Annotated in this window: 21 protein-coding genes and 23 tRNA genes; 41 read left to right on the forward strand and 3 right to left on the reverse strand. The window is 63.6% G+C overall.

The genetic code is table 11. From position 1 onward, the window contains the following. The first annotated feature begins 76 nt into the window (after positions 1-76). The 28 genes from J2X11_RS03550 (at position 77) to J2X11_RS03685 (ending at position 8268) form a co-directional block, all read left to right on the forward strand. Entirely contained in the window at positions 77-1099 is a 1023-nt protein-coding gene (locus J2X11_RS03550) for an ABC transporter ATP-binding protein (RefSeq protein ID WP_309966835.1), read from the forward strand. Further along, positions 1096-3627 carry an AMP-binding protein gene (locus tag J2X11_RS03555; protein WP_309966838.1) on the forward strand — a complete coding sequence of 844 codons (2532 nt, stop codon included), beginning with the start codon at positions 1096-1098 and terminating at the stop codon, positions 3625-3627. The genes J2X11_RS03550 and J2X11_RS03555 overlap by 4 nt, the downstream gene beginning before the upstream one ends. Positions 3628-3734: 107 nt before the next feature. After that, positions 3735-3857 (forward strand): hypothetical protein, encoded by a 123-nt coding sequence (locus J2X11_RS03560; RefSeq protein WP_309966841.1) that lies wholly within the window; start codon positions 3735-3737, stop codon positions 3855-3857. An 86-nt stretch (positions 3858-3943) separates the two neighbouring features. Then, positions 3944-4015 (forward strand) — tRNA-Trp (locus tag J2X11_RS03565). 254 nt (positions 4016-4269) lie between these two features. After that, positions 4270-4354 (forward strand) — tRNA-Tyr (locus J2X11_RS03570). A gap of 1 nt (position 4355) precedes the next feature. Beyond that, positions 4356-4426: transfer RNA gene (locus J2X11_RS03575), tRNA-Lys, on the forward strand. 5 nt (positions 4427-4431) lie between these two features. Then, a tRNA-Ser gene (locus J2X11_RS03580) sits at positions 4432-4516 on the forward strand. Between the two features lie 4 nt (positions 4517-4520). Continuing rightward, positions 4521-4607, forward strand: a tRNA-Ser gene (locus J2X11_RS03585). 1 nt (position 4608) lies between these two features. After that, positions 4609-4681, forward strand: a tRNA-Asp gene (locus tag J2X11_RS03590). A gap of 4 nt (positions 4682-4685) precedes the next feature. Beyond that, positions 4686-4760, forward strand: a tRNA-Glu gene (locus J2X11_RS03595). 1 nt (position 4761) lies between these two features. Then, a tRNA-Glu gene (locus J2X11_RS03600) sits at positions 4762-4833 on the forward strand. Positions 4834-4911: 78 nt separating this feature from the next. Continuing rightward, positions 4912-4988: transfer RNA gene (locus tag J2X11_RS03605), tRNA-Gly, on the forward strand. 1 nt (position 4989) lies between these two features. Then, a tRNA-Leu gene (locus J2X11_RS03610) sits at positions 4990-5063 on the forward strand. A gap of 4 nt (positions 5064-5067) precedes the next feature. After that, positions 5068-5140: transfer RNA gene (locus J2X11_RS03615), tRNA-Pro, on the forward strand. Position 5141: 1 nt separating this feature from the next. Then, positions 5142-5213, forward strand: a tRNA-Ile gene (locus tag J2X11_RS03620). After that, positions 5214-5288: transfer RNA gene (locus J2X11_RS03625), tRNA-Val, on the forward strand. 1 nt (position 5289) lies between these two features. Then, positions 5290-5361 (forward strand) — tRNA-Phe (locus J2X11_RS03630). Positions 5362-5377: 16 nt separating this feature from the next. Continuing rightward, positions 5378-5450: transfer RNA gene (locus tag J2X11_RS03635), tRNA-Asn, on the forward strand. A 5-nt stretch (positions 5451-5455) separates the two neighbouring features. Next, positions 5456-5527: transfer RNA gene (locus J2X11_RS03640), tRNA-Gln, on the forward strand. 95 nt (positions 5528-5622) lie between these two features. Continuing rightward, positions 5623-5695: transfer RNA gene (locus tag J2X11_RS03645), tRNA-Lys, on the forward strand. Between the two features lie 35 nt (positions 5696-5730). Further along, on the forward strand, positions 5731-6048 hold the full coding sequence (locus tag J2X11_RS03650) for a WhiB family transcriptional regulator (protein ID WP_309966843.1): 318 nt from the start codon (positions 5731-5733) through the stop codon (positions 6046-6048). Positions 6049-6093: 45 nt separating this feature from the next. Continuing rightward, positions 6094-6165, forward strand: a tRNA-Arg gene (locus J2X11_RS03655). A gap of 2 nt (positions 6166-6167) precedes the next feature. Then, positions 6168-6241 (forward strand) — tRNA-His (locus tag J2X11_RS03660). Further along, positions 6242-6314, forward strand: a tRNA-Thr gene (locus tag J2X11_RS03665). It abuts the tRNA gene before it with no gap. Between the two features lie 4 nt (positions 6315-6318). Next, a tRNA-Gly gene (locus J2X11_RS03670) sits at positions 6319-6389 on the forward strand. A gap of 118 nt (positions 6390-6507) precedes the next feature. Beyond that, entirely contained in the window at positions 6508-7701 is a 1194-nt protein-coding gene (locus J2X11_RS03675) for an RtcB family protein (RefSeq protein ID WP_309966845.1), read from the forward strand. A 30-nt stretch (positions 7702-7731) separates the two neighbouring features. Beyond that, a complete protein-coding gene (locus tag J2X11_RS03680; protein WP_309966847.1) occupies positions 7732-8178 on the forward strand; it encodes an HNH endonuclease in 447 nt (148 codons plus the stop codon). A gap of 19 nt (positions 8179-8197) precedes the next feature. Then, positions 8198-8268 (forward strand) — tRNA-Cys (locus tag J2X11_RS03685). A 20-nt stretch (positions 8269-8288) separates the two neighbouring features. On the opposite strand, the gene J2X11_RS03690 is transcribed toward J2X11_RS03685, so the two are convergent. Further along, positions 8289-8364, reverse strand: a tRNA-Glu gene (locus J2X11_RS03690). 67 nt (positions 8365-8431) lie between these two features. On the opposite strand from J2X11_RS03690, the gene J2X11_RS03695 reads away from it, so the two are divergent. Genes J2X11_RS03695 through J2X11_RS03715 form a run of 5 tightly spaced genes read left to right on the forward strand, consistent with a single transcriptional unit; the run spans position 8432 to position 12510 of the window. Continuing rightward, positions 8432-8782: a metallopeptidase family protein gene (locus J2X11_RS03695; RefSeq protein ID WP_309966849.1), complete on the forward strand. Its 351-nt coding sequence runs from the start codon at positions 8432-8434 to the stop codon at positions 8780-8782. After that, positions 8763-9434 carry a pirin family protein gene (locus J2X11_RS03700; RefSeq protein WP_309966851.1) on the forward strand — a complete coding sequence of 224 codons (672 nt, stop codon included), beginning with the start codon at positions 8763-8765 and terminating at the stop codon, positions 9432-9434. The genes J2X11_RS03695 and J2X11_RS03700 overlap by 20 nt, the downstream gene beginning before the upstream one ends. Then, positions 9431-9856, forward strand: a complete 426-nt coding sequence (aroQ, locus tag J2X11_RS03705) for a type II 3-dehydroquinate dehydratase (protein ID WP_309966853.1) — start codon at positions 9431-9433, stop codon at positions 9854-9856. The genes J2X11_RS03700 and aroQ overlap by 4 nt, the downstream gene beginning before the upstream one ends. Before the next feature lie 9 nt (positions 9857-9865). Beyond that, positions 9866-11224 carry an FAD-binding oxidoreductase gene (locus J2X11_RS03710; protein WP_309966855.1) on the forward strand — a complete coding sequence of 453 codons (1359 nt, stop codon included), beginning with the start codon at positions 9866-9868 and terminating at the stop codon, positions 11222-11224. Further along, positions 11221-12510, forward strand: a complete 1290-nt coding sequence (locus tag J2X11_RS03715; protein WP_309966857.1) for a cyclopropane-fatty-acyl-phospholipid synthase family protein — start codon at positions 11221-11223, stop codon at positions 12508-12510. The genes J2X11_RS03710 and J2X11_RS03715 overlap by 4 nt, the downstream gene beginning before the upstream one ends. Before the next feature lie 10 nt (positions 12511-12520). Here the strand turns inward: J2X11_RS03715 and J2X11_RS03720 are convergent, their stop codons facing one another. Together J2X11_RS03720 and J2X11_RS03725 are read right to left on the reverse strand one after the other, a co-directional pair. Continuing rightward, on the reverse strand, positions 12521-13768 hold the full coding sequence (locus tag J2X11_RS03720) for a nucleotide sugar dehydrogenase (RefSeq protein WP_309966859.1): 1248 nt from the start codon (positions 13766-13768) through the stop codon (positions 12521-12523). Between the two features lie 63 nt (positions 13769-13831). Then, positions 13832-14623 carry an exodeoxyribonuclease III gene (locus J2X11_RS03725; RefSeq protein ID WP_309966861.1) on the reverse strand — a complete coding sequence of 264 codons (792 nt, stop codon included), beginning with the start codon at positions 14621-14623 and terminating at the stop codon, positions 13832-13834. A gap of 107 nt (positions 14624-14730) precedes the next feature. Between J2X11_RS03725 and J2X11_RS03730 the strand changes: the two genes are divergently transcribed. The 8 genes from J2X11_RS03730 (at position 14731) to J2X11_RS03765 (ending at position 24658) form a co-directional block, all read left to right on the forward strand. After that, positions 14731-15864 (forward strand): peptidoglycan-binding domain-containing protein, encoded by a 1134-nt coding sequence (locus J2X11_RS03730; RefSeq protein WP_309966863.1) that lies wholly within the window; start codon positions 14731-14733, stop codon positions 15862-15864. A gap of 39 nt (positions 15865-15903) precedes the next feature. Next, a complete protein-coding gene (locus tag J2X11_RS03735; protein WP_309966865.1) occupies positions 15904-16536 on the forward strand; it encodes a hypothetical protein in 633 nt (210 codons plus the stop codon). 131 nt (positions 16537-16667) lie between these two features. After that, complete coding sequence (locus J2X11_RS03740; protein ID WP_309966866.1) at positions 16668-18242, forward strand: amino acid permease; 1575 nt, start codon at positions 16668-16670, stop codon at positions 18240-18242. A 25-nt stretch (positions 18243-18267) separates the two neighbouring features. Continuing rightward, positions 18268-19080 carry a GntR family transcriptional regulator gene (locus J2X11_RS03745; RefSeq protein ID WP_309966868.1) on the forward strand — a complete coding sequence of 271 codons (813 nt, stop codon included), beginning with the start codon at positions 18268-18270 and terminating at the stop codon, positions 19078-19080. A 46-nt stretch (positions 19081-19126) separates the two neighbouring features. Further along, on the forward strand, positions 19127-20026 hold the full coding sequence (locus J2X11_RS03750; protein ID WP_309966871.1) for a phosphotransferase: 900 nt from the start codon (positions 19127-19129) through the stop codon (positions 20024-20026). Continuing rightward, on the forward strand, positions 20023-22476 hold the full coding sequence (locus J2X11_RS03755; protein ID WP_309966873.1) for a GcvT family protein: 2454 nt from the start codon (positions 20023-20025) through the stop codon (positions 22474-22476). The genes J2X11_RS03750 and J2X11_RS03755 overlap by 4 nt, the downstream gene beginning before the upstream one ends. A gap of 66 nt (positions 22477-22542) precedes the next feature. Then, positions 22543-23268 (forward strand): FadR/GntR family transcriptional regulator, encoded by a 726-nt coding sequence (locus J2X11_RS03760; protein ID WP_309966875.1) that lies wholly within the window; start codon positions 22543-22545, stop codon positions 23266-23268. Between the two features lie 28 nt (positions 23269-23296). Next, the gene (locus tag J2X11_RS03765; RefSeq protein ID WP_309966877.1) at positions 23297-24658 is read left to right on the forward strand and encodes a glutamine synthetase family protein; all 1362 of its coding nucleotides are present in this window, start codon (positions 23297-23299) and stop codon (positions 24656-24658) included. The last annotated feature ends 10 nt before the right edge of the window (positions 24659-24668 follow it).

The following is a 24668-nucleotide window of genomic DNA, read 5'->3' on the forward strand; positions in this document are numbered from 1 at the left end:
AGCGGAGCGAGCTCATCATGAGGCAGGGATCATGCCGGATCCTCCGTACCGTGCCCTTTCCTACGGAGGCGGAGGCATGAGCGGTTTGAAGATCAGAGGTGTTTCGAAGTCGTTCGGAGATCAGCTCGTACTCGATCAGGTCGACCTCGAGATCCCGAACGGATCGATCGTCGCCGCGCTTGGCCCGTCGGGTGGCGGCAAGACAACACTGCTCCGCATCATCGCGGGCTTCCTCGACGCCGATGCCGGATCGATCAGCCTCGGTGGCACCTCCCTGGTCACCGGCGGCCGGGGAATCCCGCCGCAACACCGCGGCATTGGTTACGTGCCGCAGGAGGGTGCGCTGTTCCCGCACCTCAACGTCGCAGCCAACATCGCGTTCGGTGTGCGGCGCCGCGGATTCGACGTTGACGAGATGCTTGAGCTGGTCGATCTCGATCCGTCACTGAAGCGCCGCTTTCCGCATGAGCTTTCGGGTGGCCAGCAGCAGCGCGTCGCTCTGGCTCGTGCACTCGCGCCTCGCCCGTCGATGGTGCTGATGGACGAGCCCTTCTCGTCCCTCGATGCTGGTCTGCGAGTCGAGACCGGCAAGGCGGTCATCCGCGCGCTCCGGGCGGCGGACGCGACGGCGATCCTGGTGACGCACGATCAGGACGAAGCCTTGGCGCTCGCGGACCAGGTAGCCGTCATGCGCGACGGTCGGGTTGCCCAGTTGGCGAGCCCCGAGGAGCTCTACCGCGCACCAGTAGACGCCGCGGTCGCCGGTTTCGTTGGCAGCGTCGTGATCCTGCCCGCAGCGATCTCCGGGCAGGTCGCCAGCACTCCGCTGGGAGACATCAGCATCCCGGCCGGTACGTCGAGCGGCACCGCTCAGGTCCTCGTACGACCTGAGCAGCTCGTACTCGGCACGGCGGGTGTACGGGCAATCGTCGAGGACGTCAGCTTCTTCGGTCATGACGCCACGGTCCGGCTGATCCTCGTCGACAGCGCCCTGACTGTAGAAGCGCGCGTACCCGGCACCGACGTGCCGGCAGTCGGCGATGCTGTCGGCATTTCGATCCGTGGCACTGGCTCGGTGCTGGGGGCGGCACCGCAGTGATCACCACCAGCAATGCATTCGGCACGCTTCGTGCGAATGGCGACCGTCCAGCGCTGATCACCCCCGGCAACACGGTCACGTTTGCCGAACTCGGTGACCGCATCGATGCTGTCGGCGATGTCCTCGCGGGCGAAAAGCGCCTCGTCGTCGTCGGCGGAGCCAATACGCCAGAAGCGCTGACCGCGTACCTCGCAGCGATGTCGCATGGACACGCCGTGCTCCTCGTGCCAGGAGACAGCCCGGTCAATCTCGACTCGATCGTCGACGCGTACGACCCGGACGTCGTTTTCGATCCGGCGCACGGCAGCTTTGTGGAGCGCCGCGAAGACTCGCGCCATGAGCTGCACCCTGACCTCGCGCTGCTCATGTCGACATCGGGCACGACGGGTTCGCCCAAGCTGGTCCGGCTGTCGCTCGACAACGTCGTCAGCAACGCCCGCTGCATCGCGGAGTACCTCGACATCCGTGAGGGTGATCGCGCGATCACAACCTTGCCGATGCACTACTGCTACGGACTTTCGGTGGTCAACAGCCACGTTCTCAGTGGGGCTGGCCTGGTGATCACCGACCTGTCCGTTGTCGATGAATGTCTCTGGACGCTCGCCGCAGAGGAGCAGGCCACATCGTTCGCCGGCGTGCCATACACGTTCGACCTGCTCGACTCGACGGACTTCGCCGATCGCGACCTGCCGTCCCTGCGCCACGTCACGCAGGCGGGCGGACGACTCGCTCCTGAGCGCATCGCCGCGTACGCCGAGCTCGGTCGCGAACGTGGTTGGGACTTCTACGCGATGTATGGGCAGACCGAGGCGACCGCACGGATGGCCTATCTGCCGTCGGATCTTGCTCTCGAGCGTCCTGCGGCGCTGGGCGTTCCAGTGCCCGGCGGGTCGTTCCGATTGGCCCACGTTCCGGAGTCCACGGACGACGCCGTCGGTGAGCTCGTCTACAGCGGGCCCAACGTGATGATGGGCTACGCGACTTCCCAGGCCGACCTCGCGAACGGGCCGGAGCTGAGTGAGCTGCGTACCGGCGACCTCGCGCGGCAACACGCCGACGGATCCTACGAATGGGTCGGTCGACGCAGTCGCATCTCCAAGGTGTTCGGACTGCGGATTGATCTCGACGAAGTCGAATGCGCACTGCTCGGCGAAGAGCTTTCCGCTCGGTGTGTGTCGGTGGGCGACCGCGTCCACGCATTCGTGGACTGGCACGCCGACGTCGCACATGCGCGCACAGTTGTGGCGCAACGCTGTGGTCTGCCAGAGCACGTCGTGAGTGTTGGGCGACTGCGAGACATGCCGCGCACCTCGAACGGCAAGACTGACTACGCCGCGCTTGGACGCCAGGCCCGACTGCTTGACTCGGCTGGAACACCGGCGCGCGCATCGGACAAGTGCAGAAGCCGCCTCGACGTCGTGCGCGATATGTACGCCGAGTTGCTGGCGCGGCCCGATGCGGCACCGGGTGACAGCTTCACGAGCCTGCGGGGCGACTCCCTGTCGTACGTCGAGCTCTCCACAAAACTGGCCGGCGAAGGTATCGATCTTCCCTCGGACTGGCATCGTCGAACGATTGCCGAGCTGGTCCAGGCGCCGTCGCGCCGTCGTCGCGGCACACGTGTGGAGATGTCGATCCTGCTGCGTGCCGTCGCGATTCTGCTGATCGTCGGCACCCACGGCAACCTCTGGACGGTTCCTGGCGGGGCGCACTTGCTGCTCGCTGTGGTCGGCTACAACTTCGCGCGGTTCCAGCTCGGCCGAGGCGGAGTCGAGACGCTCAGGTCCGGGGTCGGATCGTTGGTGCAGCTGGCTCTGCCGTGCATGGTCTGGATCGGCGCTGTAGCGCTGGTGATCGGCACGTACGAGCCCGGCACCGTCTTCTTCCTCAACGGTTTGGTCGGCAGTGACCAGTGGACTGTCCAATGGCAGTTCTGGTTCCTCGAGGCGATCATCTGGACCCAGCTCATAGCCCTCGCCGCATTGGCGATCCCGTGGCTTCATAGGACCGAGCGTCGCTCACCGTTCATGTTTGCGATGGCGGTCTTGGTGGGCTCGCTGGCTGTCCGCTACGCCGTAACCGGCGTCGAGGCGGGAGCGACTGAGCGCTACACGCCGTTGATCGTGCTCTGGTGCTTCATGCTCGGATGGGTCGTTGCGGTCGCCCGCACCCACCTGCAGCGGGCCGCCGTCTCGGTCCTCGCTGCTGTCGCAACGGTCGGCTTCTTCGATGACCTTCTTCGCGAAGGAGTCATTGTCGCGGGCATCCTGCTACTGATCTGGGTGCCTGCGGTCCGCATGCCTCGGTCGGCCTCTCGAGCGGTCGGCATCATTGCGGCTGCGTCGCTCTACATCTACCTGACGCATTGGCAGATTTACCCGTACCTCGAAGACCGCGTACCGGCGCTCGCGGTGCTGGCCTCGATCGCGATGGGCCTCGCGTACCAGTTCGCATGGAAGGGCCTGGTTGATCGGATGCGAAACCTTCGAGCTCTGTTCCAGGCGAGGACTTTCGCGGCAGTGAGTTAATTCGCTTGGAGGAATCACCGGTCAGCACCTACCGTTGATGTCAGAGGGCAAGCCCGCCCCACATCTGAGAGGTCTCATCCGTGAGTACGTATCGCAGCACAGAATGCATGATCGGCTTGACAGCCGATCGTGAGCTTCGTGCTGCCTTTGCGCAGCGCGTCGGGATTGAGCCCTCGCCGGTGAACGGCAGCCACAAGCGGCTGTCCCTCGTTCAGGAGCTCCGTATGTAGGTGCATATTCGCACCCGACATACGGGCCGTTCCAGCGAGGAGACCACCTCATGGGGCGGCCCTTTTGCATGTCCAAACGCGTACGAATGGGCGAAGCCGACTGGTCGAGGCAGCGGTTTCCAAAACCGCCGAAGGGAGTTCGATTCTCTCCGCCCATGCAAGACAACTTCATTGAGACAGGACTTCACGGGCACCGGACCCGCGAGCCAGCCGAGAGGCTGACGAGCAAAGTGGCACCGGGCTCACCGTCACAAGGCCGTGAAGAACACCATCCAGCCCAGACCCGTCAGGGAGTGGGAGCGAACTCAAGAGTGAACAGCATCAGGCAGGCACCGGACCCGAGAGGGAGCGGCGACCTGCCAGCCGCGGTGGCCCGCTTGGAGACAAATGGGAAGCCAGCGCCGCGGCACATGCGTCGGTTGGGCAATTGGTAGCCCGCTTGGCCGTAACCCAGGTCCCTTCGGGGTATGCAGGTTCGAGCCCTGCCCGGCGCACCACGCCTCGCAAGCATTGCGGTGATGCTCCGGACTCTTAATCCGGAGAGCAAGGTTCGATTCCTTGGTGGGGCACATATGGAGGTAGTCCGGCTGGACGAGGACACCGTTTTGAAAACGGCTGGCGGTGCGAATCGCTTGGGGGTTCGAGTCCCTCTGCCTCCGCTGTGGATGACGATGCACCGGTGGCGGTGCGCCCGGTTGCTAACCGGGAGGCACCTCACGGTGTGTGGTTCGACTCCACCGTCTTCCGCCAAGCTCTGTCGGTCCAGTGGAGTGGACACCCGCCTGTCGAGCGGAAGATCACGGGTTCGAGTCCCGTACGGAGCGCTGTGCCGTGGTGGCTGTTGGTTGCCAATTCGGACTTTCAATCCGGGCCGCGCGAGTTCGATCCTCGTCCACGGTGCCACGCCTCGTTGGTCTAGCGGCAGGACGCCTGGTTCTCAACCAGGAGATGGCGGGTTCGACCCCCGCACGAGGTACGTACGACGGGGCGGGGACCGGGGTCCAAGACTTCCTTGCAAGAAGACTCCGCAGGGTTCGACTCCCTGTCGCTCCACGCAGATGTAGCTCAGTTGGTTAGAGCGCGACCTTGCCATGGTCGAGGCCCCGGGTTCGAGTCCCGGTATCTGCTCCACGCTCGCCTAGCCCAACTGGCAGAGGCGCCGGTCTCAGAAACCGGAGGATCGGGGTTCGAATCCCCGGGCGAGTACTTACCGGGTGTAGGCCAGCGGCTAGGCCACCTGCTTTGGGAGCAGGGGATCGGGGGTTCGAGTCCCTCCACCCGGACTTGCCTGTCGACCAATGGTCAGGTCACCTCGCTGATATCGAGGAAACGCCAGTTCGATTCTGGCCGGGCAGACGGCTGGTAGCTCAGTGGCAGAGCAGCTCTCTTACAAGGAGTGGAGCGGGGGTTCGAGTCCCTCTCAGCCGACCACGGGTCTGAGGCGTTGTAGGCGGCGCGGCCGGTTGAATCCCGGCAGGGCGAGGTTCGATTCCTCGCGGACCCACTGGCCTTCGGGCGAATGCTCGATAGCTCAGATGGCAGAGCGGCCGGTTGTTACCCGGATGCGCCCAGGTTCGAGTCCTGGTCGAGCAGCTCAATGCGGATTGGTCCAGTGGCACGGATGCCCGGCTCTGAATCGGGAGACCGAGGTTCAACTCCTCGATCCGCAGCTCAGCACGTCAAAAACCAATGCGGGTGTCGGGAGACGCCATGGGTCTCATAAGCCCGTCGGTCCACGTTCAACTCGTGGCCCCGCAACCATTTCGCCTCGCGAGCACGACTGGCTGTGCAGCGGACTTTTACTCCGTGGGCTCCGGGTTCGAATCCCGGGCGAGGCACTGTGCCACCAAACATTTGAAGGAGGTGACGGCACATGAAGAAGGAACGCAAGGAGGAGCAGTTCGCGCTGATCCTCAACACGACTGCGGTGAACGGCGCCTACGAGCACCCGACGCCGAACGTTGCATGGGCATGTGCCGGCATCGATCCGGACATGTTCTTCCCTGCCGATGATGAAGCCCTGGCAGCAGCTACCGCGATTTGCGATGGCTGCGCCGTGCGGACCCTGTGCCGCACCATCGCCATGGCTCGGGCCGAGACCGGTGTCTGGGGTGGCGTTCTCCTGGCGGAGGGCATTCCTCAGTCCGGTGTGAAGCGTCGGGGACGGCCATCCAAGATGGCCGTCGCCTGACCGTGCAGGCTGCGCGCGAAAGGGACTCGGTCCCAGCAGCCACCTACGCTCGTGGTCCAGAGGACACGACGCCGGCCTACGAAGTCGGAGACGGAGGTTCGATTCCTCCCGAGCGTGCTGTGTCCGTGGTGTAGCGGCAGCACATCTCCTTGTGACGGAGACGGCGCCGGTTCGAATCCGGTCGGACACCCCAGCCGGTGTAACTCAGTGGCCAGAGTGCCTCTCTCGTAAAGAGGAAGTCGAGAGTTCGACTCTCTCCACCGGCTCGATGCGGATGAAGTGTTGTGGCGGCACGCGGGCGTTCCATGTCCGAGGAGCGAGTTCGATTCTCGTCATCCGTTCCGGCCTCCAGTAGTGGATCTACCGCCCGGCGTCCGAAGCCGGACTGCCTGGTTCGAGTCCAGGTGGAGGCACGTTCAAGAGATACATCAACGATCAATCAACAGAAGGAGGTGGCCCATGGCCACGACATTTCCAGTTGCGCTCGAGGGCGCAGGAGCCGAGACGCTCATGTGGGCCTCGCCCGAAGAGGTGGAGAGCGCTGCTCTAGACCAGCTGCGCAACATCTCTCGGCTGCCATGGGTCCACGGGCTCCGTGTCATGCCGGACGTCCACCTCGGCAAGGGCGCAACGGTTGGCTCGGTGGTTGCGATGAAGAACGCCGTGTCGCCAGCAGCTGTTGGCGTCGACATCGGCTGCGGCATGCAGGCAGTTCTGACGGACTTGTTTGTTGCCGACCTGCCCGATGACCTGGGCGCTCTTCGTGCTGCGGTCGAGGCGACGATTCCGGTCGGCTTCTCGGCTCACGAGAGTGCACCCGACACCGGTGTAGGTGTCGGTTGGGATGCGTTCTGGGCGGGCTTCCGCGACCTTCACCCTGGTGTGCAAGACCGTGAGTCGCGGGCCATGAAGCAGATGGGAACGCTCGGAGGTGGCAACCACTTCATCGAGCTCACCGTCGATGGCGATGGTCGAGTGTGGCTGATGCTGCACTCGGGTTCGCGCAACATCGGCAAGGAGGTCGCCGAGCGACACATCAACGGAGCCAAGGGTTTGGAGCACAATCTCGATCTGCCAGATCGTGATCTGGCTGTGTTCCTCGCTGGAACTCCGCAGATGGATGCCTACCTGCGCGACTTGTACTGGGCGCAGGACTACGCAGCGCGCAATCGTGCCGTGATGATGGCTCTGTTCCAGGGAGTGGTCCGTGAGTACTTCGGTCGTTTGGGCCGCGAGGTCTCATTTGGCGAGCAGGTGAGTGCGCACCACAACTACGTCAGCGAGGAGACGTACGACGGCGTGGACCTGATCGTCACCCGCAAGGGGGCGATCTCGGCGAAGTCGGGCGAGTATGGCCTGATCCCCGGTTCGATGGGAACGGGCTCCTATGTCGTGCGGGGACTGGGCAACACCCAGAGCTACTGCTCGGCGTCGCATGGCGCGGGACGGCGTATGTCGCGGACAAAGGCGCGCAAGACATTCACCGTCGAAGATTTGGTTGCACAGACAGCCGGTGTCGAGTGCCGCAAGGACGTCGGCGTCGTCGACGAGATCCCGGGCGCCTACAAGTCGCTCGAGGCAGTGATGGAGGCGCAGACCGACCTCGTAGAGGTGGTCGCTCGTCTCCAGACGTTGATGTGCGTCAAGGGATGAACCGTTTCAACTAGTGAAAGGAGGTTGACGGTGAGTACTCAAGTAGCGCTCCTGAACGCCTCCTACGAGCGATTGGGCAGCGTGCCGTTCAAGCACGCTGTCCGGATGCTCTTCCGCGAGGTCGCAATTGTTGAGGAGGGACGGGCCGATCGCATGATCGGCCCGCATCCATGGCCGAGTGTGATTCGGCTGGTGCGGTACGTCGCTGCGAAGTGGCTCTATCGAGATGCAGCTTGGTCTCGTCAGAACCTGCTTCAACGCGACCGGCACAAATGCGCGTACTGCGGAGGTCGCGCCGAGACGGTCGATCATGTTCTGCCCGCCTCGCGCGGTGGCCTTTGGGAATGGATCAACACCGTCGCGGCATGCGAGCGGTGCAACAACCGCAAGGGTGACCGCACGCCGACCGAAGCGGGTATGCCGCTGCGGTTCAGTCCGTACGTACCGACGCGCGCCCAGTTGGCAGCACTCGACTGAGGCGCGTGTCGGTGCGCTGGTTCTTGTGGCCGAGAGGCAAGGCGACGGCCTGCAAAGCCGTAGACACCGGTTCGAATCCGGTCAGGAACTCGAAGTTGGCGTTGAAACTTTGGTACCCCCAACGGGATTCGAACCCGTGCTACCGCCGTGAAAGGGCGGCGTCCTAGGCCGCTAGACGATGGGGGCCAGAAAACCAGTCCAGCATAGTGGGTGAGCAAGGTGGCTCCCAAACCGGATCGGGCAGGATGGAGGCATGGTCGAGATCAGCGAGGATCGGTTCGCCGAGCTCGTCGAGGCCGCATTCGCTGCGGTACCGGCTGAGTTGGCTGCGCTGCTCGACAATGTCGTGCTGTTCATCGAGGATGACGCGCCAGCCGACGAGCCCGATCTGCTCGGTTTGTACGACGGGATCCCGCTCACGGAGCGCGACAGTACGTACGGCGGCGCCATGCCGGATCGCATCTTCGTCTACCGCAACCCGACGCTGGCGATCTGCGACACCGAGGCGGACGTGATCGAAGAAGTAGGCATCACGGTGGTGCACGAGATCGCGCACCATTTCGGTATCGAAGACGATCGACTGCATGAGCTCGGTTATGCGTGAGATCCGCCGCGCCGACGAGCGCTACCAAACCGACGGTGACGGGGTGATGACCCGGCACAGCTTCTCGTACGGTGCGCACTACGACCCCGACAACATCGGATTCGGACCGCTGATCGCGATCAACACCGAGACCATCGACCCGGCGGAGGGCTACGACCAGCACCACCACGCTGATGTCGAGATCGTGACCTGGGTTCTTGAGGGCGTTCTGATGCATGCCGACTCGACCGGTCATCGCGGAGTGGTCCGCCCTGGCACGGCGCAACGACTCAGCGCAGGCACCGGCGTGCAGCACACGGAGCAGAACGCCTCGCAAGATGAGCCGCTCGTCTTCGTACAGATGATGCTGCGGTCGTCGTATGACGCCAAACCGGAGTACGTCGACGCCGTGGTCGAGCCTCGTGGGCTGACACCTGTGATCGGCGTCCATGCGGCGGCAGAACTGTTCGTCGTTCGACTCGCAGCAGGCGACTCGATCACCGTGCCAGCCAGCCCGAGGAGCCTTGTCCACGTCACGAAAGGCTCGATCCGGCTCGATGACACCACTCTGACCGGCGGCGATGAGGCGCGTCTGACGGACGAACGCGCGTACGATCTGAGTGCTGCCGAAGACGGTGGCGAAGCACTGATCTGGCAGCTGGGGAGCTCATGAACGTCCTCGTCCTCAACGGACCCAACCTCGGTCGTCTCGGCGTACGCGAGCCTGACATCTACGGCACCGCGACGTACGGCGACCTGGTCGCGCGCTGCGCGGAAGTTGCCGAGGAGACCGGACTTGACGTCGAAGTTCGTCAGACCGACACCGAATCCGAGATGATCGGCTGGCTCCACGATGCGGCCGACTCCGGTGCATCCGTGATCCTCAACGCTGGCGCCTGGACCCACACCTCAGTGGCCGTACGCGATGCCGCGAGCCAGCTCGCCGGTCCGCTGGTCGAGGTGCACCTCAGCAACGTCTACGCGCGCGAAACCTTCCGTCACAAGTCCTACCTCAGCGACATCGCGGTCGCTGTAGTCGTCGGCATGGGCCTTGAGGGCTACGCCGCCGCTTTGAGATTTCTCAAACAGTCGTAATCTTCAGGTGTGAGGGGTTGGCAAGCGCATCACACCGCTGTTGACCGGCTCGGGGAATCATTCGGACGCATCCCGGCCGGCGATCGCGTACGCCTCGCCAAGAAGACCTCCAACCTGTTTCGCCCTCGCGATTCCTCGATCAGTGGGCTGGATGTCAGCGGACTCGACGGCGTGATCGAGATCGACATCAATGCGCTGACGGCTGATGTGCAGGGGATGTGCACGTACGAGCATCTGGTTGCCGAAACCCTGCCGCGAGGGCTGATGCCGTACGTCGTGCCTCAACTCAAGACGATCACCCTCGGTGGAGCGGTCACGGGCCTTGGCATCGAGTCAACGTCATTTCGCAGCGGACTGCCGCATGAGTCAGTGCTCGAGATGGACATTCTCACCGGTTCCGGCGAGGTCATCACGGCAACTCCGGACAACGATCACGCGGATCTGTTCGACGCGTTCCCCAACTCGTACGGCAGCCTCGGCTACACGACTCGGCTCAAGATCAAGCTCGAGAAGGTGCCGGCTCGTGCCGCATTGCGCCACATACGGATGGCCGACGCCGCGTCCGCGGTCAAGACGATTGAGGCGATCGCCGACTCCGGTGAGTGGGAGGGCGTGCGGGTCGACGGCCTCGACGGCACGGCGTTCAGCCCGGACGAGATCTACCTGACGCTCGCTAACTTCACGAACGATGTGCAGCGCAGGCCGAGCGACTACACAGGCCAGCAGATCTACTACAAATCGATCCAGCGGCGCGAAACCGACGCCGTGACGATGGAGCAGTACATCTGGCGCTGGGACACCGACTGGTTCTGGTGTTCGGGTGCGTTCGGTGCGCAGAACCGTTGGCTACGTCGCATCTGGCCACGACGCTGGCGACGTAGCGACGTCTATCACCGGATCGTGGCACTCGACGAGAAGGTCGGCCTCAGCCGGTTGATCGATCGCATCAAGAAGGTGCCGGGCCGCGAGCGCGTCATCCAGGACATCGAGGTGCCGGTCGACCGGCTTCCAGAGTTCCTCGAGTGGTTCGATGCCGAGGTCGGCATGCGGCCCGTGTGGCTGTGCCCGCTGCGAACAACTCGCGCCTGGCCCGTTTACCCGCTCGATCCCGGGGCAACCTATGTCAATGCTGGCTTTTGGGGCACCGTCGAGGTCCCGGCCGACGCCGAGCCCGGCTCGGTCAACCGGCGGATCGAGGAAGCCGTCCAGAAGTTGGGCGGACACAAGTCTCTGTACTCCGAGGCGTTCTATGACCAGGACACCTTCGAGCAGATGTATGGCGGCGAGACCCTCGCCGCTGCGCGTCGTCGCTACGACCCCGAGGGACGACTCAGCACTCTGTACGAGAAAGCGGTGAGGAACTCATGACAACAGATGTAGGCATACGACTCTCGATCGCCGACGCACTCGGCAGGTTGATGAAGGACGGGCTGCCGTTCCGCTTCGAGGCATTCGACGGCAGTGTCGGTGGACCGGAGGACGCCCCCATCACGATTCGTCTGTTGAACGAGAGAGGCCTGGCGTACCTGATGACGTCGCCTGGCGATCTCGGCTTCGCTCGCGCGTACGTCTCGGGTGACCTCGAGCTCGAGGGCGTGCACCCAGGCAATCCGTATGACGCGATGGTGCTGATGATGAGCCAGCTCCGCTTCAAGATGCCGTCGGCGCCCGAAATGTTGCAGATCATTCGCAGTCTCGGCTTCGGCAATCTCAAGCCGCCGCCACCGCCAGAGGAAGAGCACCTGCCCAAATGGCGGCGTGCGCTCGAGGGGCTGCGGCACAACAAGAAGCGCGATGCCGAGGCGATCCACCACCACTACGACGTGTCCAACCGCTTCTACGAGCTCGTGCTCGGCCCGTCGATGACCTACACCTGCGCGGTGTTCCCGACGCTCGAATCAACGCTCGAGGAGGCGCAGTACGAGAAGTACGACCTCGTCGCCCGCAAGCTCAACCTCCAGCCGGGGCAGCGACTGCTCGACATCGGCTGCGGCTGGGGCGGCATGGTCCGCCACGCTGCGAAGCATTACGGCGTCAAAGTGCTCGGCGTGACGCTGTCACAGGAGCAGGCGAGCTGGGCTCAGGAGGAGATCAAGCGCCAGGGGCTCGAGGACTTGGCCGAGGTGCGATTCATGGACTATCGCGACGTCACAGAGACGGGCTTCGACGCCATCAGCTCGATCGGGCTGACAGAGCACATCGGCGTCAAGAACTACGCGTCGTACTTCACGTTCATGCGAGATCACGTCAAGACCGGCGGCCGCATCCTCAACCACTGCATCACTCGCCCCCACAACAAGACGATGTCGACGGGTGCGTTCATCGACCGGTACGTGTTCCCCGACGGCGAGCTGAACGGAGTTGGCCGCATCACGACGGCAGCTCAGGACGTCGGCCTCGAAGTGCGTCACGTCGAGAATCTGCGCGAGCACTACGCGATGACCCTCCATGGCTGGTGCGACAACCTCGTCGAACACTGGGATGAGGCGCTCGAGGAAGTCAGTCTCGGTCGCGCGAAGGTGTGGGGCATCTACATGGCTGGCTCGCGGCTGGCATTCGAGCGCAACGAAATCGAGCTCCATCACGTGCTCGCGGTCAAGGCCGACGAGATGGGGAACGCCGACTGGCCGCTGAGGCCCGACTGGCTGAGCTGACCGTACGGCCTCAGAGTCGCTCGACCGAGGGATGGTCGATGGCGCCCTTGGTGTCGAATAGGCGTTTGGCCGTTGTTGCGATCGAGGCGAGGTCGTACTCGTGGTGATTCTGCAGCAGGACCGATAGATCCGCGGTTGCCAGCACCTCGTCGAGATCGGTCGCGCGCGGGACGCTCGTCCCGTTGGGTGCCCATTCCTCTACGTGCGGGTCGTGGAAGACCAGGTTCGCCCCCTTGTCCAGCAGCAACTGAGCCAGAGGGATCGCGGGCGACTCCCGCTTGTCGGCGATGTTGGGTTTGTACGTCACGCCCAGGAGCAGAATGGTCGATCCGCGAAGAGGCTTGCCTTCGTCGTTGAGCAGGCTGGTGATGCGATCGACGATGTACGACGGCATCTGCAGGTTGATGGTCTGCGCCAGCTCGATGAGCTGGAATGGTCGACCGAGGGTCGCGTGGACCTTGTAGGACAGGTAGTTGGGGTCGATTGGGATGCACTGGCCACCGACGCCGGGCCCGGGATAGAACGCCTGAAACCCGAACGGCTTGGTCGCAGCATTGCGGATGACCTCCCATAGATCGATGTCCATGTCGTGGCAGAACTGAGCCATCTCGTTGACCAGCGCAATGTTGATGTGGCGGTAGGTGTTCTCGAGCAGCTTGGTCATCTCGGCTTCACGCGTCCCCTTCGACGGGACAACCGTGTCGATGAAGCGGCCGTAGAACGCGGTCGCGACTTCGGTGCAGGTGGGCGTGTGGCCACCGACGACCTTTGGGGTGTTGGCGATGCCGTACGTCGGGTTGCCCGGGTCGACCCGCTCGGGGCTGAAGGCGAGGTGGAAGTCCTTGCCCGCGACGAGACCGCCCTGCTCCAGGATCGGGCGCACCACCTCGTCCGTCGTACCCGGATACGTCGTCGACTCCAGCACGACCAGCTGACCGGACCGCAAATGGCGGGAGATCGAGGCTGTTGCCGCGGTGACGGCAGCGAGATCGGGCTCGCCTTCGACCGACAGCGGAGTCGGGACGCAGATGACGATTGCATCCGCCTCGGCGAGCACGCTCTCGTCGGCAGAGGCAGTGAAGCCACGTTTCATCATCTCGGCGACGTCGTCATCCGAGAGGTCGTCGACGTGACTCACGCCGCTGTTGAGTGAGTCGACCATGGCCTTGTCCATGTCGAAGCCAGCGACCCGAAGTCCGGATCGGGACGCCTGTTGGGCAAGCGGAAGTCCGACGTACCCGAGGCCGATGATTGCCATGTCTAGGGACAACGGAGTTCCTTCGTCGCTGCGTTGCCGAAGGCTATCGCAGGACGGGGTGCGTCAGCTGATGTCGATGACCACGGGGGCGTGGTCGCTGGGGCCCTTGCCCTTGCGTTCTTCGCGGTCGATGAACGCGGAATCGACGCGAGCGGCCAGCGCTGGCGACGCCAGGATGAAATCGATGCGCAGTCCGCGCTTCTTGGGGAACGCCAACTGCTGATAGTCCCAGTAGGTGTAGACACCCGGGCCGGGCGTGTGGGGCCGTACGACGTCGGCGTATCCCGCGTCGACGATCGCCTGGAACGCCTCGCGCTCGGGAACCGAGACGTGGGTGTGGCCCTCGAAGACCGACATGTCCCAGACGTCTTCGTCGGTAGGTGCAACGTTCCAGTCACCGACCATCGCGATCTGCGCCTGCGGGTCGTCGGCGAGCCACTGGCTGGAGGCTGCGTGCAATCGCTCGAGCCAGGCGAGTTTGTAGGTGTAGTGGGGGTCGTCGAGCGTACGGCCGTTGGGCACGTAGAAGCTCCAGACTCGAACTCCTCCGCAGGTCGCCCCGATCGAGCGAGCTTCGAGATGTGCCGGATCACCGAAGTGCGGCTGGTCGTCGGCGTATGACATGGCGACGTCTTCGAGGCCGACACGTGAGATCAGCGCGACGCCGTTCCACTGATTGAGGCCGAAATGCACGTATTCGTAGCCCAGGGCCGACAACTCAAGGCCGGGGAACTGGTCTTCGCGGCACTTGGTCTCCTGGATGGCCAAGACATCGACATCGTTGGCCTCGAGCCAAGCGACAACACGGTCGATGCGGCTGCGGATGGAGTTGACGTTCCAGGTCGCGATTCGCACGGTTCGAACCTATCCCAGCCTTCCGACCTCTTCGTCTCCCGATCGTTCCTGTTACAGAAGTGACTAATGGTGCGTATCATCGAAGGTCGATGCGGAGGAGGGAACCCATGCGCCGACTGCTTCTGATCGCCTTCAGTACGGTCCTGTGCCTTGGCATGTTCGTCTCCGCTGAGGCCGCCGGAAGCCCGCCGGTCACGTTCCCAACCAGCCCCAAGGGCCTCAAGGCCCCGGTCACGCTGCCCTCGGCGCTCGACGCAACTCCCAAGTACGTACCGCAGATCTCGTGCCAGCCGAGCACCCCGCCAGGCATCAGGAAACTCCGCGCGCTCGTTCTCGAGACCTATCAGGAGGGTGGCGCTGGCAACACCGCGCGCAAGTGCAACGAAGGCACGTCCGAGCATGCGGATGGCCGCGCGTGGGACTGGATGGTCAACGTCAATGACGCCAGTGAGAAGAAGGCCGCGGCTGACTTCCTTGCGTGGCTCACGGCGAACCATGGTGCCAAGGCCAAGCGTCTCGGGATCATGTACGTGATCTACAACAAGAAGATCTGGGCCGTCTATCGCGAGTCGGACGGGTGGCGCGAGAGCTCGGGCCACACCGACCACATCCACATCTCGTTCAGCTGGAACGGCACTCGCGGCAACACCTCGTTCTGGACCGGGGAGCTGCAGCCGACGGACTACGGCCCCTGCATCGTCTTCGCGGGGGCGACCGCTGTGATCCGGTCGACCCCAAACACCAAGCCTTGCCCCGCGACCACAACTCCGGTCCGCAAGCACCCCAATACGCTCATCCAACTCGGGTCGAAGGCCTCGACCGTGGTGTCAGCCCAGGCGGCTCTCAAGGTCAAGCAGACCAAGGTTTTCGACGCGGACACGCGTGTCGCAATCCGCGCCTATCAGCTGGCGCACGACCTGCCGATCACCGGAACGTTGGACGACCCGACATGGGCATCGCTCTTCCCGTCCAAGGCGACGGATGACGTCACGGCTGGCTACACCGCGGAGGAAGCAGCTGCGTACGGGCTCGAGCACTACGGAGACTCGACGCTGCGCGAGAAGTCAGTCGGCAAGGCGACGGCGTTCTTGCAGCTCGCCCTCGGATTGGCACCCGCAGATCGCAACGGCTACTTCGGGGCGGTCACGATCGATGCGGTCAAGAAGCTTCAAGCTGATGCGGGTCTGGAGCAGACCGGCAAAGTCGGAAAGTCTGAATGGCAGGTCCTCGCCGGAGTCTGAGCCGTGGCGACCGCGAGGCGGTGATGCCATGATGTGGCCATGACTCAGGACGAGGTCGCCAAGCCAGAGCCCAGCAAGGACGAGCCTCACAAGGAGGCTCCCGCTGGGGCCCAACCTGCTGATCGGATCAACGCCCCAGAGGGTGACGGGCCCAACTGGGTCCTGAGGATCGTGCTGGTCATGGTCGCCCTCGTCGCTGCTTTCATCGCGTTCCGCGTGTCCGCCGCGTTCTTCCCGCGCTGGTGGGCGCAACGGGTCGCCGACCAGGTCAAGGGTGATTTCACGGATGGCACGTTGTGGGGTCTGTTCTACGGATTCGTGTTCACCTTCGTACCGTTGCTGCTCCTGTTCCAGATCCGTCGCCGGTTCTTCAATTGGACCTGGCGGATCATTGTCACCCTCATTGCGCTGCTGCTCGCGGCGCCCAACTGGCTGACCCTCTCGGTCGTGCTCGGCACGAGCAAGGCGGCACATGCCGGCGAACGCATCATGGACGTCGACGCACCCAATTTCCGCGCTGGAACGCTTGCTGGCGTCATCATCGGAGCGGCGGCCGCGCTTGCCCTGACGGCCATGAGCCTGTGGTTGGCGCGCCGCAAGAACCAGGTCAAGCGTCTCAAGAACGAACGCGATCAGCTGCGGAAGGCTGTTTCGAAGCCGGCTGACGAATAGCGAGTATTTGGTGCGCGCCGCGACTGATTCCGTCGTGTGTCCGGCTCGTAACTTGTGCATCAAAGGTCTAGATGCAAAGGCAACGCCCGCGCTAGCATGCAGCAACTTCACTGAAAGTTGGGTGCACTTACATGGCGGATCAACTCAGCGCGGATGAACAACACCTCGCCAGGCTTGGCTACAAGCAGGAGCTCAATCGTTCCTGGTCGAGTTTCTCGAACTTCGCGATCTCCTTTTCGATCATTTCGATCCTGGCGGGTTGCTTCACGACCTTCGGCCAAGCTTGGAACAACGGTGGCCCAGTGGCCATCTCGTGGGGCTGGCCAATCATCTCGATCTTTATCCTGATCATCGGCTTCACCATGTCGGAATTGGTTTCGGCCTATCCGACCTCGGGCGGAATCTACTGGTGGGCCTCCAAGATGGGCGGGCCAGCGGCAGGCTTCTTCACCGGCTGGCTCAACCTCATTGGCCTCCTTGCCGTCACCGCGTCGGTGGCATATGGGTGCGCAACATTCCTTGATCTCACGCTCGGAACTCTGAGCAGCGGATGGGCGGACGACTACAGCCTCAAGCGCGTGTTCGTACTGTTCGTGATCATCTTGACTATTGCTGCCCTACTCAACATCTTCAGTGGGCACCTGCTGGCGATCGTCAACAACATCTCGGTGTGGTGGCACGTGGCTGGTGTCGCGGTTGTCGTGTTGATTCTCGCGATTGTCCCGAAGACGCACCTCGCAATCAGCGAGGTGTTTGGCGGGAAGGTCAACAACTCAGGCTATGCCGAGGCGGCGACGAGCGGTCATACCTATTGGTTCCTCGTCCTCCCGCTTGGGTTCTTGCTCACGCAGTACACGATCACTGGCTTCGACGCTTCGGCTCACCTGTCTGAGGAGACGCACGATGCCTCTGACGCAGCAGCCAAGGGAATCTGGCGTTCGATCTTCTACTCCGCCGTGGGTGGCTGGATCCTTCTTCTGGCATTCCTGTTTGCGGTTCAGGACAAGGACGCCGTGACTGCTGGTGGTGGCGGCGTGGACCTGATCTTCGGACAGGCACTTGGTCAGGGGTGGCACGTCACGGTGTTGGCGATCTCGGTGGCAGGGCAGTTCTTCTGCACGATCGCTTGTCTCACCAGTGCATCGCGCATGACCTTCGCGTTCAGTCGCGACGGCGCGATTCCTGGATCGCAGATCTGGTCGAAGGTCACTGCAGCGAAGGTACCGGCGAATGCCGTTATCCTCGTCGCGGTCATTGGTGTGCTCATCACCCTTCCCGCCTTGGTCGAGGTCAACCTGGGCACGAAGGACGCTCCACTCATCGTCCCAATCGCCTTCTACGCCGTCGTGTCGGTGGCGGTGATCGGCCTCTATCTCGCGTTCCTGATCCCGATCTGGCTCCGTTGGAAGATGGGTGACGAGTTCAAGCCCGGCAGCTGGAACAACGGCAAGAAGTACAAGTGGATGAACCTCGTTGCGGTCGCCGAGATCGCTGTCATCTCGGTCTACTTCGTCCTGCCGTTCACTCCGGCTGCGGCCCCGTGGAATGACAACTTCTCCTGGAAGTTCGTCAACTATGCGCCGATCCTGACGGGTGGTGCGCTTCTCCTCCTGACGCTGTGGTGGCACCTGTCGGCGAAGAAGTGGTTCACCGGTCCGAAGCACACGATTGACGAGGCTGTCATCGAGGCTTTCAAGGATCAGTAGCGGGAGGTAGGACGAGGACGGGCATGTGAGGGTTCTCGCTGTCGACGATGAGGCGCTGGGTGACAAGCCAGACCTCGACGCCACAGCCGATGAACCCTCACATGCCCGCATCTCTTCGTGGCTGCTGGCCCGCGTTGTGGCCGGCAAGCTGCGACCGGACGACAAGCTCCCGCCAGAAGAAAGTCTTGCTGCTGCCCTCGGGGTGAGCCGAATGACGCTTCGCCAAGCGCTCGGCTCGCTGGCACAGCAGGGTTGGATCGAACGCCGTCGTGGCCGGTCAGGCGGAAATTTCATCCGCGAGCCGCGCATTGAGGTCGATCTCACCGGATTGCCCGGGTTCACCGAGCAGATGAGGCGAGCCAACGTACGGGCCGGTGCGCGGGTCATCCGCGCCCGCTTGGTCGAGGCCGATGCTGATGTCGCAGACGGGCTCGAGGTGTCGCGGGGTCAGCAGGCGATCGAGATCGTACGCGTACGTTCGGCCCGACGGGAGCCCCTTGCGCTGGAGGAGACGTACCTCCCCGCGCACCTGTTCCCGGGTCTGCTCGACCACAAGTTGACCGGCTCTCTCTACGAGCTGATGCGCAGTGCATACAGCCTGGCCCCGGACTCTGCGGTGGAGTCGCTCGAGCCCGAGATCTCGACGCCCGAGCACGCATCGCTGCTCGAGGTGAAGCCTGGGACGGCGCTGATGCTCGTCACGCGCAAGGCGTCCACTGCGGCCGGGGTTGTCGTCGAATACGCACGCGATCGCTATCGCTCGGATCGCACCCGCATCAGCCTTCAGACCGGTGTCGGTTCGCAGGTCGCGACCGAGCTCAGAGTCGAGCTCACGTGACCGTTACGTCTAGACCTTTAGCGGCCGGCATCGATAGGCTCCGCGTATGACGGACCTGGAGGCACTGCTCGACCAGGTCCCTGCGCTTGCAGGCAATCCACGCACAATTGAGGATCTGTCGGGCGGGCTGACCAACCGTAATCTCAAGGTCACCACGCCTGATGGTGTGTTCGTAGCCAGGCTTAACCTGAGCGACTCGGCTCTGCTCGACATCGATCGCGAGGCGGAGGCTTTCAACACCCGCGCCGCGGAGGCGTCAGGGGTGGGCGCGCCGTACGTCGACTTTCGGCCCGACCTCGGGTTGCTGGTGATCGGCTTCATCGAGGGACGCACGTTCACCGATGTCGACCTGCGAACAGCCGGCGCTTTGGACCGCGTGGCAATCGCCTTGCGCACGCTGCACTCCGGACCGCGCTTTCAGAACGACTTCGACATGTTCGTGCGGCAGTCGACCTACCTTCGCACCTGTGTCGATCGAGGGTTCAAGATCCCGGACGGCTACGAGGACTTCAGCAGAGACTTCGCGCGTATCCAGGGCGCGCTTTCGGTCAATCCAGTCGAGTCGGTGCCCTGCAACAACGACCTGCTCGCCGGCAACATCGTCGACGACGGCAGCAAGCTCTGGCTGATCGACTACGAGTACTCCGGCAACAACGATCCGTACTTTGAGCTCGGCAACTGCTGGACGGAGTGCGGTCTCGACGATGACCACCTCGCCGAGTTGGTGACCGCGTACGTCGGCCGTGAATCGCCGGCGCTGCTCGCGCGCACGCGCTTGAGGGCGGTGACGTCCCGCTATGGATGGTCGCTGTGGGGCTTCATCCAGGCAGAGACCCGGGACGACGACTTCGACTTCTACGGCTGGGGGCAAGAGCGATTCGACAAGGCGGTCGCTGACTTCCGCTCGCCCGAGTTCGCAACCTGGCTCGAGGCGGCGGCGTCATGAGCATTCCCAGTCGAGCCCGGATCGTCATCATCGGTGGCGGCATTGTCGGCACGAGCGTGGCCTATCACCTCACTCTGAACGGTGAGTCTGATGTGGTGCTGCTCGAGCAGGGAGAGCTGTCGTCCGGAACGACCTGGCACGCCGCGGGACTTGTCGGCCAACTTCGAGCGACGCAGTCGGGCACGACTCTGGTGCAGTACTCCGCATCGCTGTACGAGCAGCTCGAGGCCGAGACGGGACTGAGCGCGGGGTTCAAGCGCTGTGGAGGCGTCACGGTTGCCCGTACGGAGGACCGGATGGAGCAGCTCCGCCGTACTGCCGCGACCGCGACGGCATACAACCTCGAGTGCGAGCTGCTGACGCCCGAGGAGGCAGGTGAGCGCTGGCCGCTCATTGCCACTGAGGATCTCGTCGGCGGTCTCTGGCTTCCCGGCGATGGCACGGCCAACCCCACAGATGTCACTCAGTCGCTTGCCCGCGGCGCCCGTAGGCGTGGCGCGACCGTGGTCGAGCACGTGCGCGTCCTTGAGGTGCTCGTCGAGGACGGCGCAGTGACCGGCGTGCGTACGGATCAAGGCGACATCGAAGCCGAGATCGTCGTCAACTGTGCAGGTCAGTGGGCTCACCATCTTGCCGCGAAGATCGGCGTCAGCGTTCCGCTGCACTCCGCTGAGCACTTCTATGTCGTCACGGACCAGATCGAGGGTGTGCGCCCCGACCTGCCGATCCTGCGTGACCCCGACGGCTACACGTACTTCAAGGAAGAAGTCGGCGGACTCGTAGTCGGCGGCTTCGAGCCTGTCGCAAAACCATGGGTCGCTCCCGATGAGATCCCGTACCCGTTCGAATTCCAGCTGCTCGGCGAGGACTGGGAGCACTTCCAGATCCTGATGGACAGCGCCTTGGAGCGAATCCCGGTGCTGCACGAGACAGGCATTCGCAAGTTCTACAACGGGCCGGAGAGCTTCACGCCCGACAACCAATTCATCCTCGGCGAAGCGCCGAGCCTCCGGGGATTCTTCGTCGGCGCGGGCTTCAACTCAGTCGGCATCGCGTCCGCAGGAGGTGCTGGTCGGGCCCTGGCCGAGTGGATCCTCGAAGGCGAGCCGAGTGTCGATCTGCTGGCCGTCGACATCCGCCGGTTTGCTCCGTTCCAAAACGACAAGGAGTACCTCCGCGCTCGGGTAGCGGAGGTCCTCGGTCTGCACTACGCCGTGCCGTGGCCTAATCGGGAGTTCGACACGGCGCGACCGCTACGTACGTCACCCCTGTACGAGCGGTTGCGCGACGCCAACGCGGGATTTGGCAGCAAGATGGGCTGGGAGCGCGCCAACTTCTTTGCTCCGCCGGCCGTGGATTCGGTCATCCAATACGCGTGGGGCAAGCAGAACTGGCTCCCATGGTCGGCGGCCGAGCAGAAGGCATGCCGAGAGGCCGTCGCGGTGTTCGACCAGACTTCGTTCTCCAAATACGTCGTGCACGGTGCTGATGCTGAAGCGGCCCTGCAGTGGATCTGCAGCAACGACGTTGCTGTGGCGAACGACGAGACGGTCTACACCGCACTGCTCAACTCGCGGGGAGGCTACGAGTCGGACCTGACGGTCACCCGGGTTGCCGCGGACGAGTACTTCCTCGTCAGCAGCTCGGCGACCACCGAGCGAGACCAGGACTGGATACGCCGCAACATCCCCGCCGGGCTGGACGCACACGTTGCCGATGTCACGGACCGGCTATCGGTTCTGGGCGTGATGGGGCCGCATTCACGAGCGCTCCTGAGTCGGCTCACGAATGCTGACCTGAGCGAGGACGGTTTCGCGTTCGGCATGAGTCGGGAGATCCAGCTAGCTGGCGCAACGATTCGGGCCACCCGGATCACGTACGTCGGCGAGCTCGGCTGGGAGCTCTACATCAAGAACGACGATGCGCTGCAGGTCTATGAGGCGATCAAGGTTGAGGGTGCAGCCTTCGGGATCGTCGATGCGGGCTACTACGCGATCGAGGCGATGCGACTCGAGAAGGGCTATCGCGCCTTCGGTCGTGAGTTGACGCCCGAGATCAACCCCGTCGAGGCCGGACTGTCGTTCACCTGCAAGCTCGCCACCGACATCGATTTCATCGGTCGCGCCGCTGTCGAGAAGGCCAAAGCCACCGGCGCCTCACGCCGAATCGTGTCCTTCGCCTGCGACGACCCAAGCGTCATGATCTGGGGCGGCGAGCTCCTCGTACGCGATGGCATCGCTGCTGGTCAGGCGATGTCTGGCTCGTGGGGGGCGACGATCGGCTCGGGAGTCGGACTGGCCTGGATCAATGGACTGTCAGGACAGATTGTCGATCCGGCGTACGTTCGTGAGGGGGCGTACGAACTGGATGTAGGCGGTCGGCGAATCCCAGTACGGGTGTCGCTCAAGCCGCTCTTCGACCCAGCGGGCGACAAGATCCGACCTGCCTGAGTCTGGACACCGGGCTCGGCCGGACTATAAGGTTCGAAATCAGACCTTAAAGCGCAAGGAGGCGAGATGACGGAGCAGTTGCTGGAGCACGACGCCCTCGCCGACGCAGTCCTCCGACCGGTCCGTGGGCACCACGCGTTCGAGTCCTGTGTCGAAAAACTCGCCACGTCGATCCGTCTCGGAATCTACGCAGATGGCTCAACCCTGCCGCCCGAGCGAGAACTTGCCGAACGTATTGGCGTCTCGCGCGCCACCCTGCGCGAGGCGATCGCTGCCCTTCGCGAGGCCGGCTTGGTCACGACCCGCCGCGGTAGGGGAGGCGGCACCGTCGTCGACTTCCGTCCCGGCGAACCAGGTTCACGCATGCTCGCCCGTCCGCGCGAGGAGCTCCTCGACGCGCTCGACTTCCGTCGCATCGTCGAGCCCGGTGCCGCGCAGGCTGCTGCAGCGACGACGCTCACCGACCAGCAGGAGGCGATGCTGCGTGCCGCTCTCGACAAGGTCAACACCGCGTCGAGCAAAGCGCTGCACCGGCAGGCTGACTCGCAGTTCCACCTCGCGATCGCATCGTTGTCGGACTCCGCGCTGCTGATCGATGCGGTCACCAACGTCCAGATCTGCCTGCACGACATGCTCGACGCGATCCCGCTGCTTGACCGCAACATCGATCACTCGCGTCAGCAGCACGACGCCATCGCCAAGGCGATTCTCGCCGGCAGCGGTGCTCGTGCCAGGCGGATCATGGAAAGCCACTGCGACGACACGGCTGCTCTGCTCCGAGGCCTGATGTGAAGGCGCCAGTTATGAAAGGGAAGTGCGCATGACGACACGACACCCGAAGCTCCTCTCGCTCGAGCAACTCCGCGTCAAGATCACGGAGGGCGAGGTCGACACCGTCATCGTCGCGTTCACCGACATGCAGGGTCGATTGCAAGGCAAGCGGCTTCACGGCCACTACTTCGTCGACCACGTCATCGAGGACGGCACCGAGGGCTGCAACTACCTCCTGAGCGTCGACGTCGACATGAACACGGTCGACGGCTACGAGATGTCGTCGTGGGACAAGGGCTATGGCGACATGGAGTTCGCTCTCGACTTCGACACGATCCGTCTGCTGGGCCATTTGCCGGGCACTGCGATGGTTCAGTGCGACCTGGTGTGGCTCGACCACAAACCGGTCGTCCAGTCGCCGCGCACGATCCTCAAGGACCAGCTCGCCAAGGCAGCCGCCGCCGGTTTCACCGCGCTGGCTGGCACTGAGCTCGAGTTCATCCTGTTCAACACGACGTACGAAGAGGCCTGGCGTACCAACTACCAGGACTTGCCCGCCGCCAACCAGTACAACGTTGACTACTCGATCGTTGGCACGACCCGGGTCGAGCCGCTGCTGCGGGAGATCCGCAACACGATGTACGACGCCGGCATGAACGTCGAGGGTGCCAAAGGCGAGTGCAACTTTGGTCAGCACGAGATCGGCTTCCTCTATGACGAGGTGCTGGTGACGGCCGACAACCATGCGGTCTACAAGACGGCCGCCAAGGAGATCGCCGCGCAGCATGGACAGGCACTGACGTTCATGGCGAAGTACAACGAGCGTGAGGGCAATTCCTGCCACGTCCACCTGTCGCTGCGCGGCAAGGACGGCGAGCTCGTGTTCTGGGAGAAGGACAAGAGGAGCGCCACGTACGACCAGTTCATCGCTGGCATCCTCGCGACGATGCGCGACTTCACCTTGCTCTATGCGCCCAACATCAACTCGTACAAGCGTTTCGCTGGTGGCTCGTTCGCGCCTACGACGGTCGCCTGGGGACTCGACAACCGCACCTGCGCCGTACGCCTCGTAGGCCACGGTCCGAGCGCACGCCTCGAGAACCGGGTGCCCGGCGGGGACACCAACCCGTATCTCGCGCTCGCCGCCATGCTCGCCGGTGGCCTCTATGGCATCGAGAAGGGTCTCAAGCTCGAGCCGGAGCAAACCGGCAACGCGTATGAGTCCGACAAGCCCAAGGTTCCGACGACCCTGCGCGAAGCTCGCGACGCGTTTGCGCAATCCGAGCTCGCAAGTCTGCTGCTTGGCGACGATGTCGTCCGGCACTACACCAACATGGCCGACGTTGAGCTCGCCGCTTATGACGCCGCTGTGACCGATTGGGAGCTGCGCCGCAGCTTCGAAAGAATGTAGCGCGCCGGGC

Source organism: Aeromicrobium panaciterrae (assembly GCF_031457275.1).
GTDB classification, from domain to species: Bacteria; Actinomycetota; Actinomycetes; order Propionibacteriales; family Nocardioidaceae; genus Aeromicrobium; species Aeromicrobium panaciterrae_A.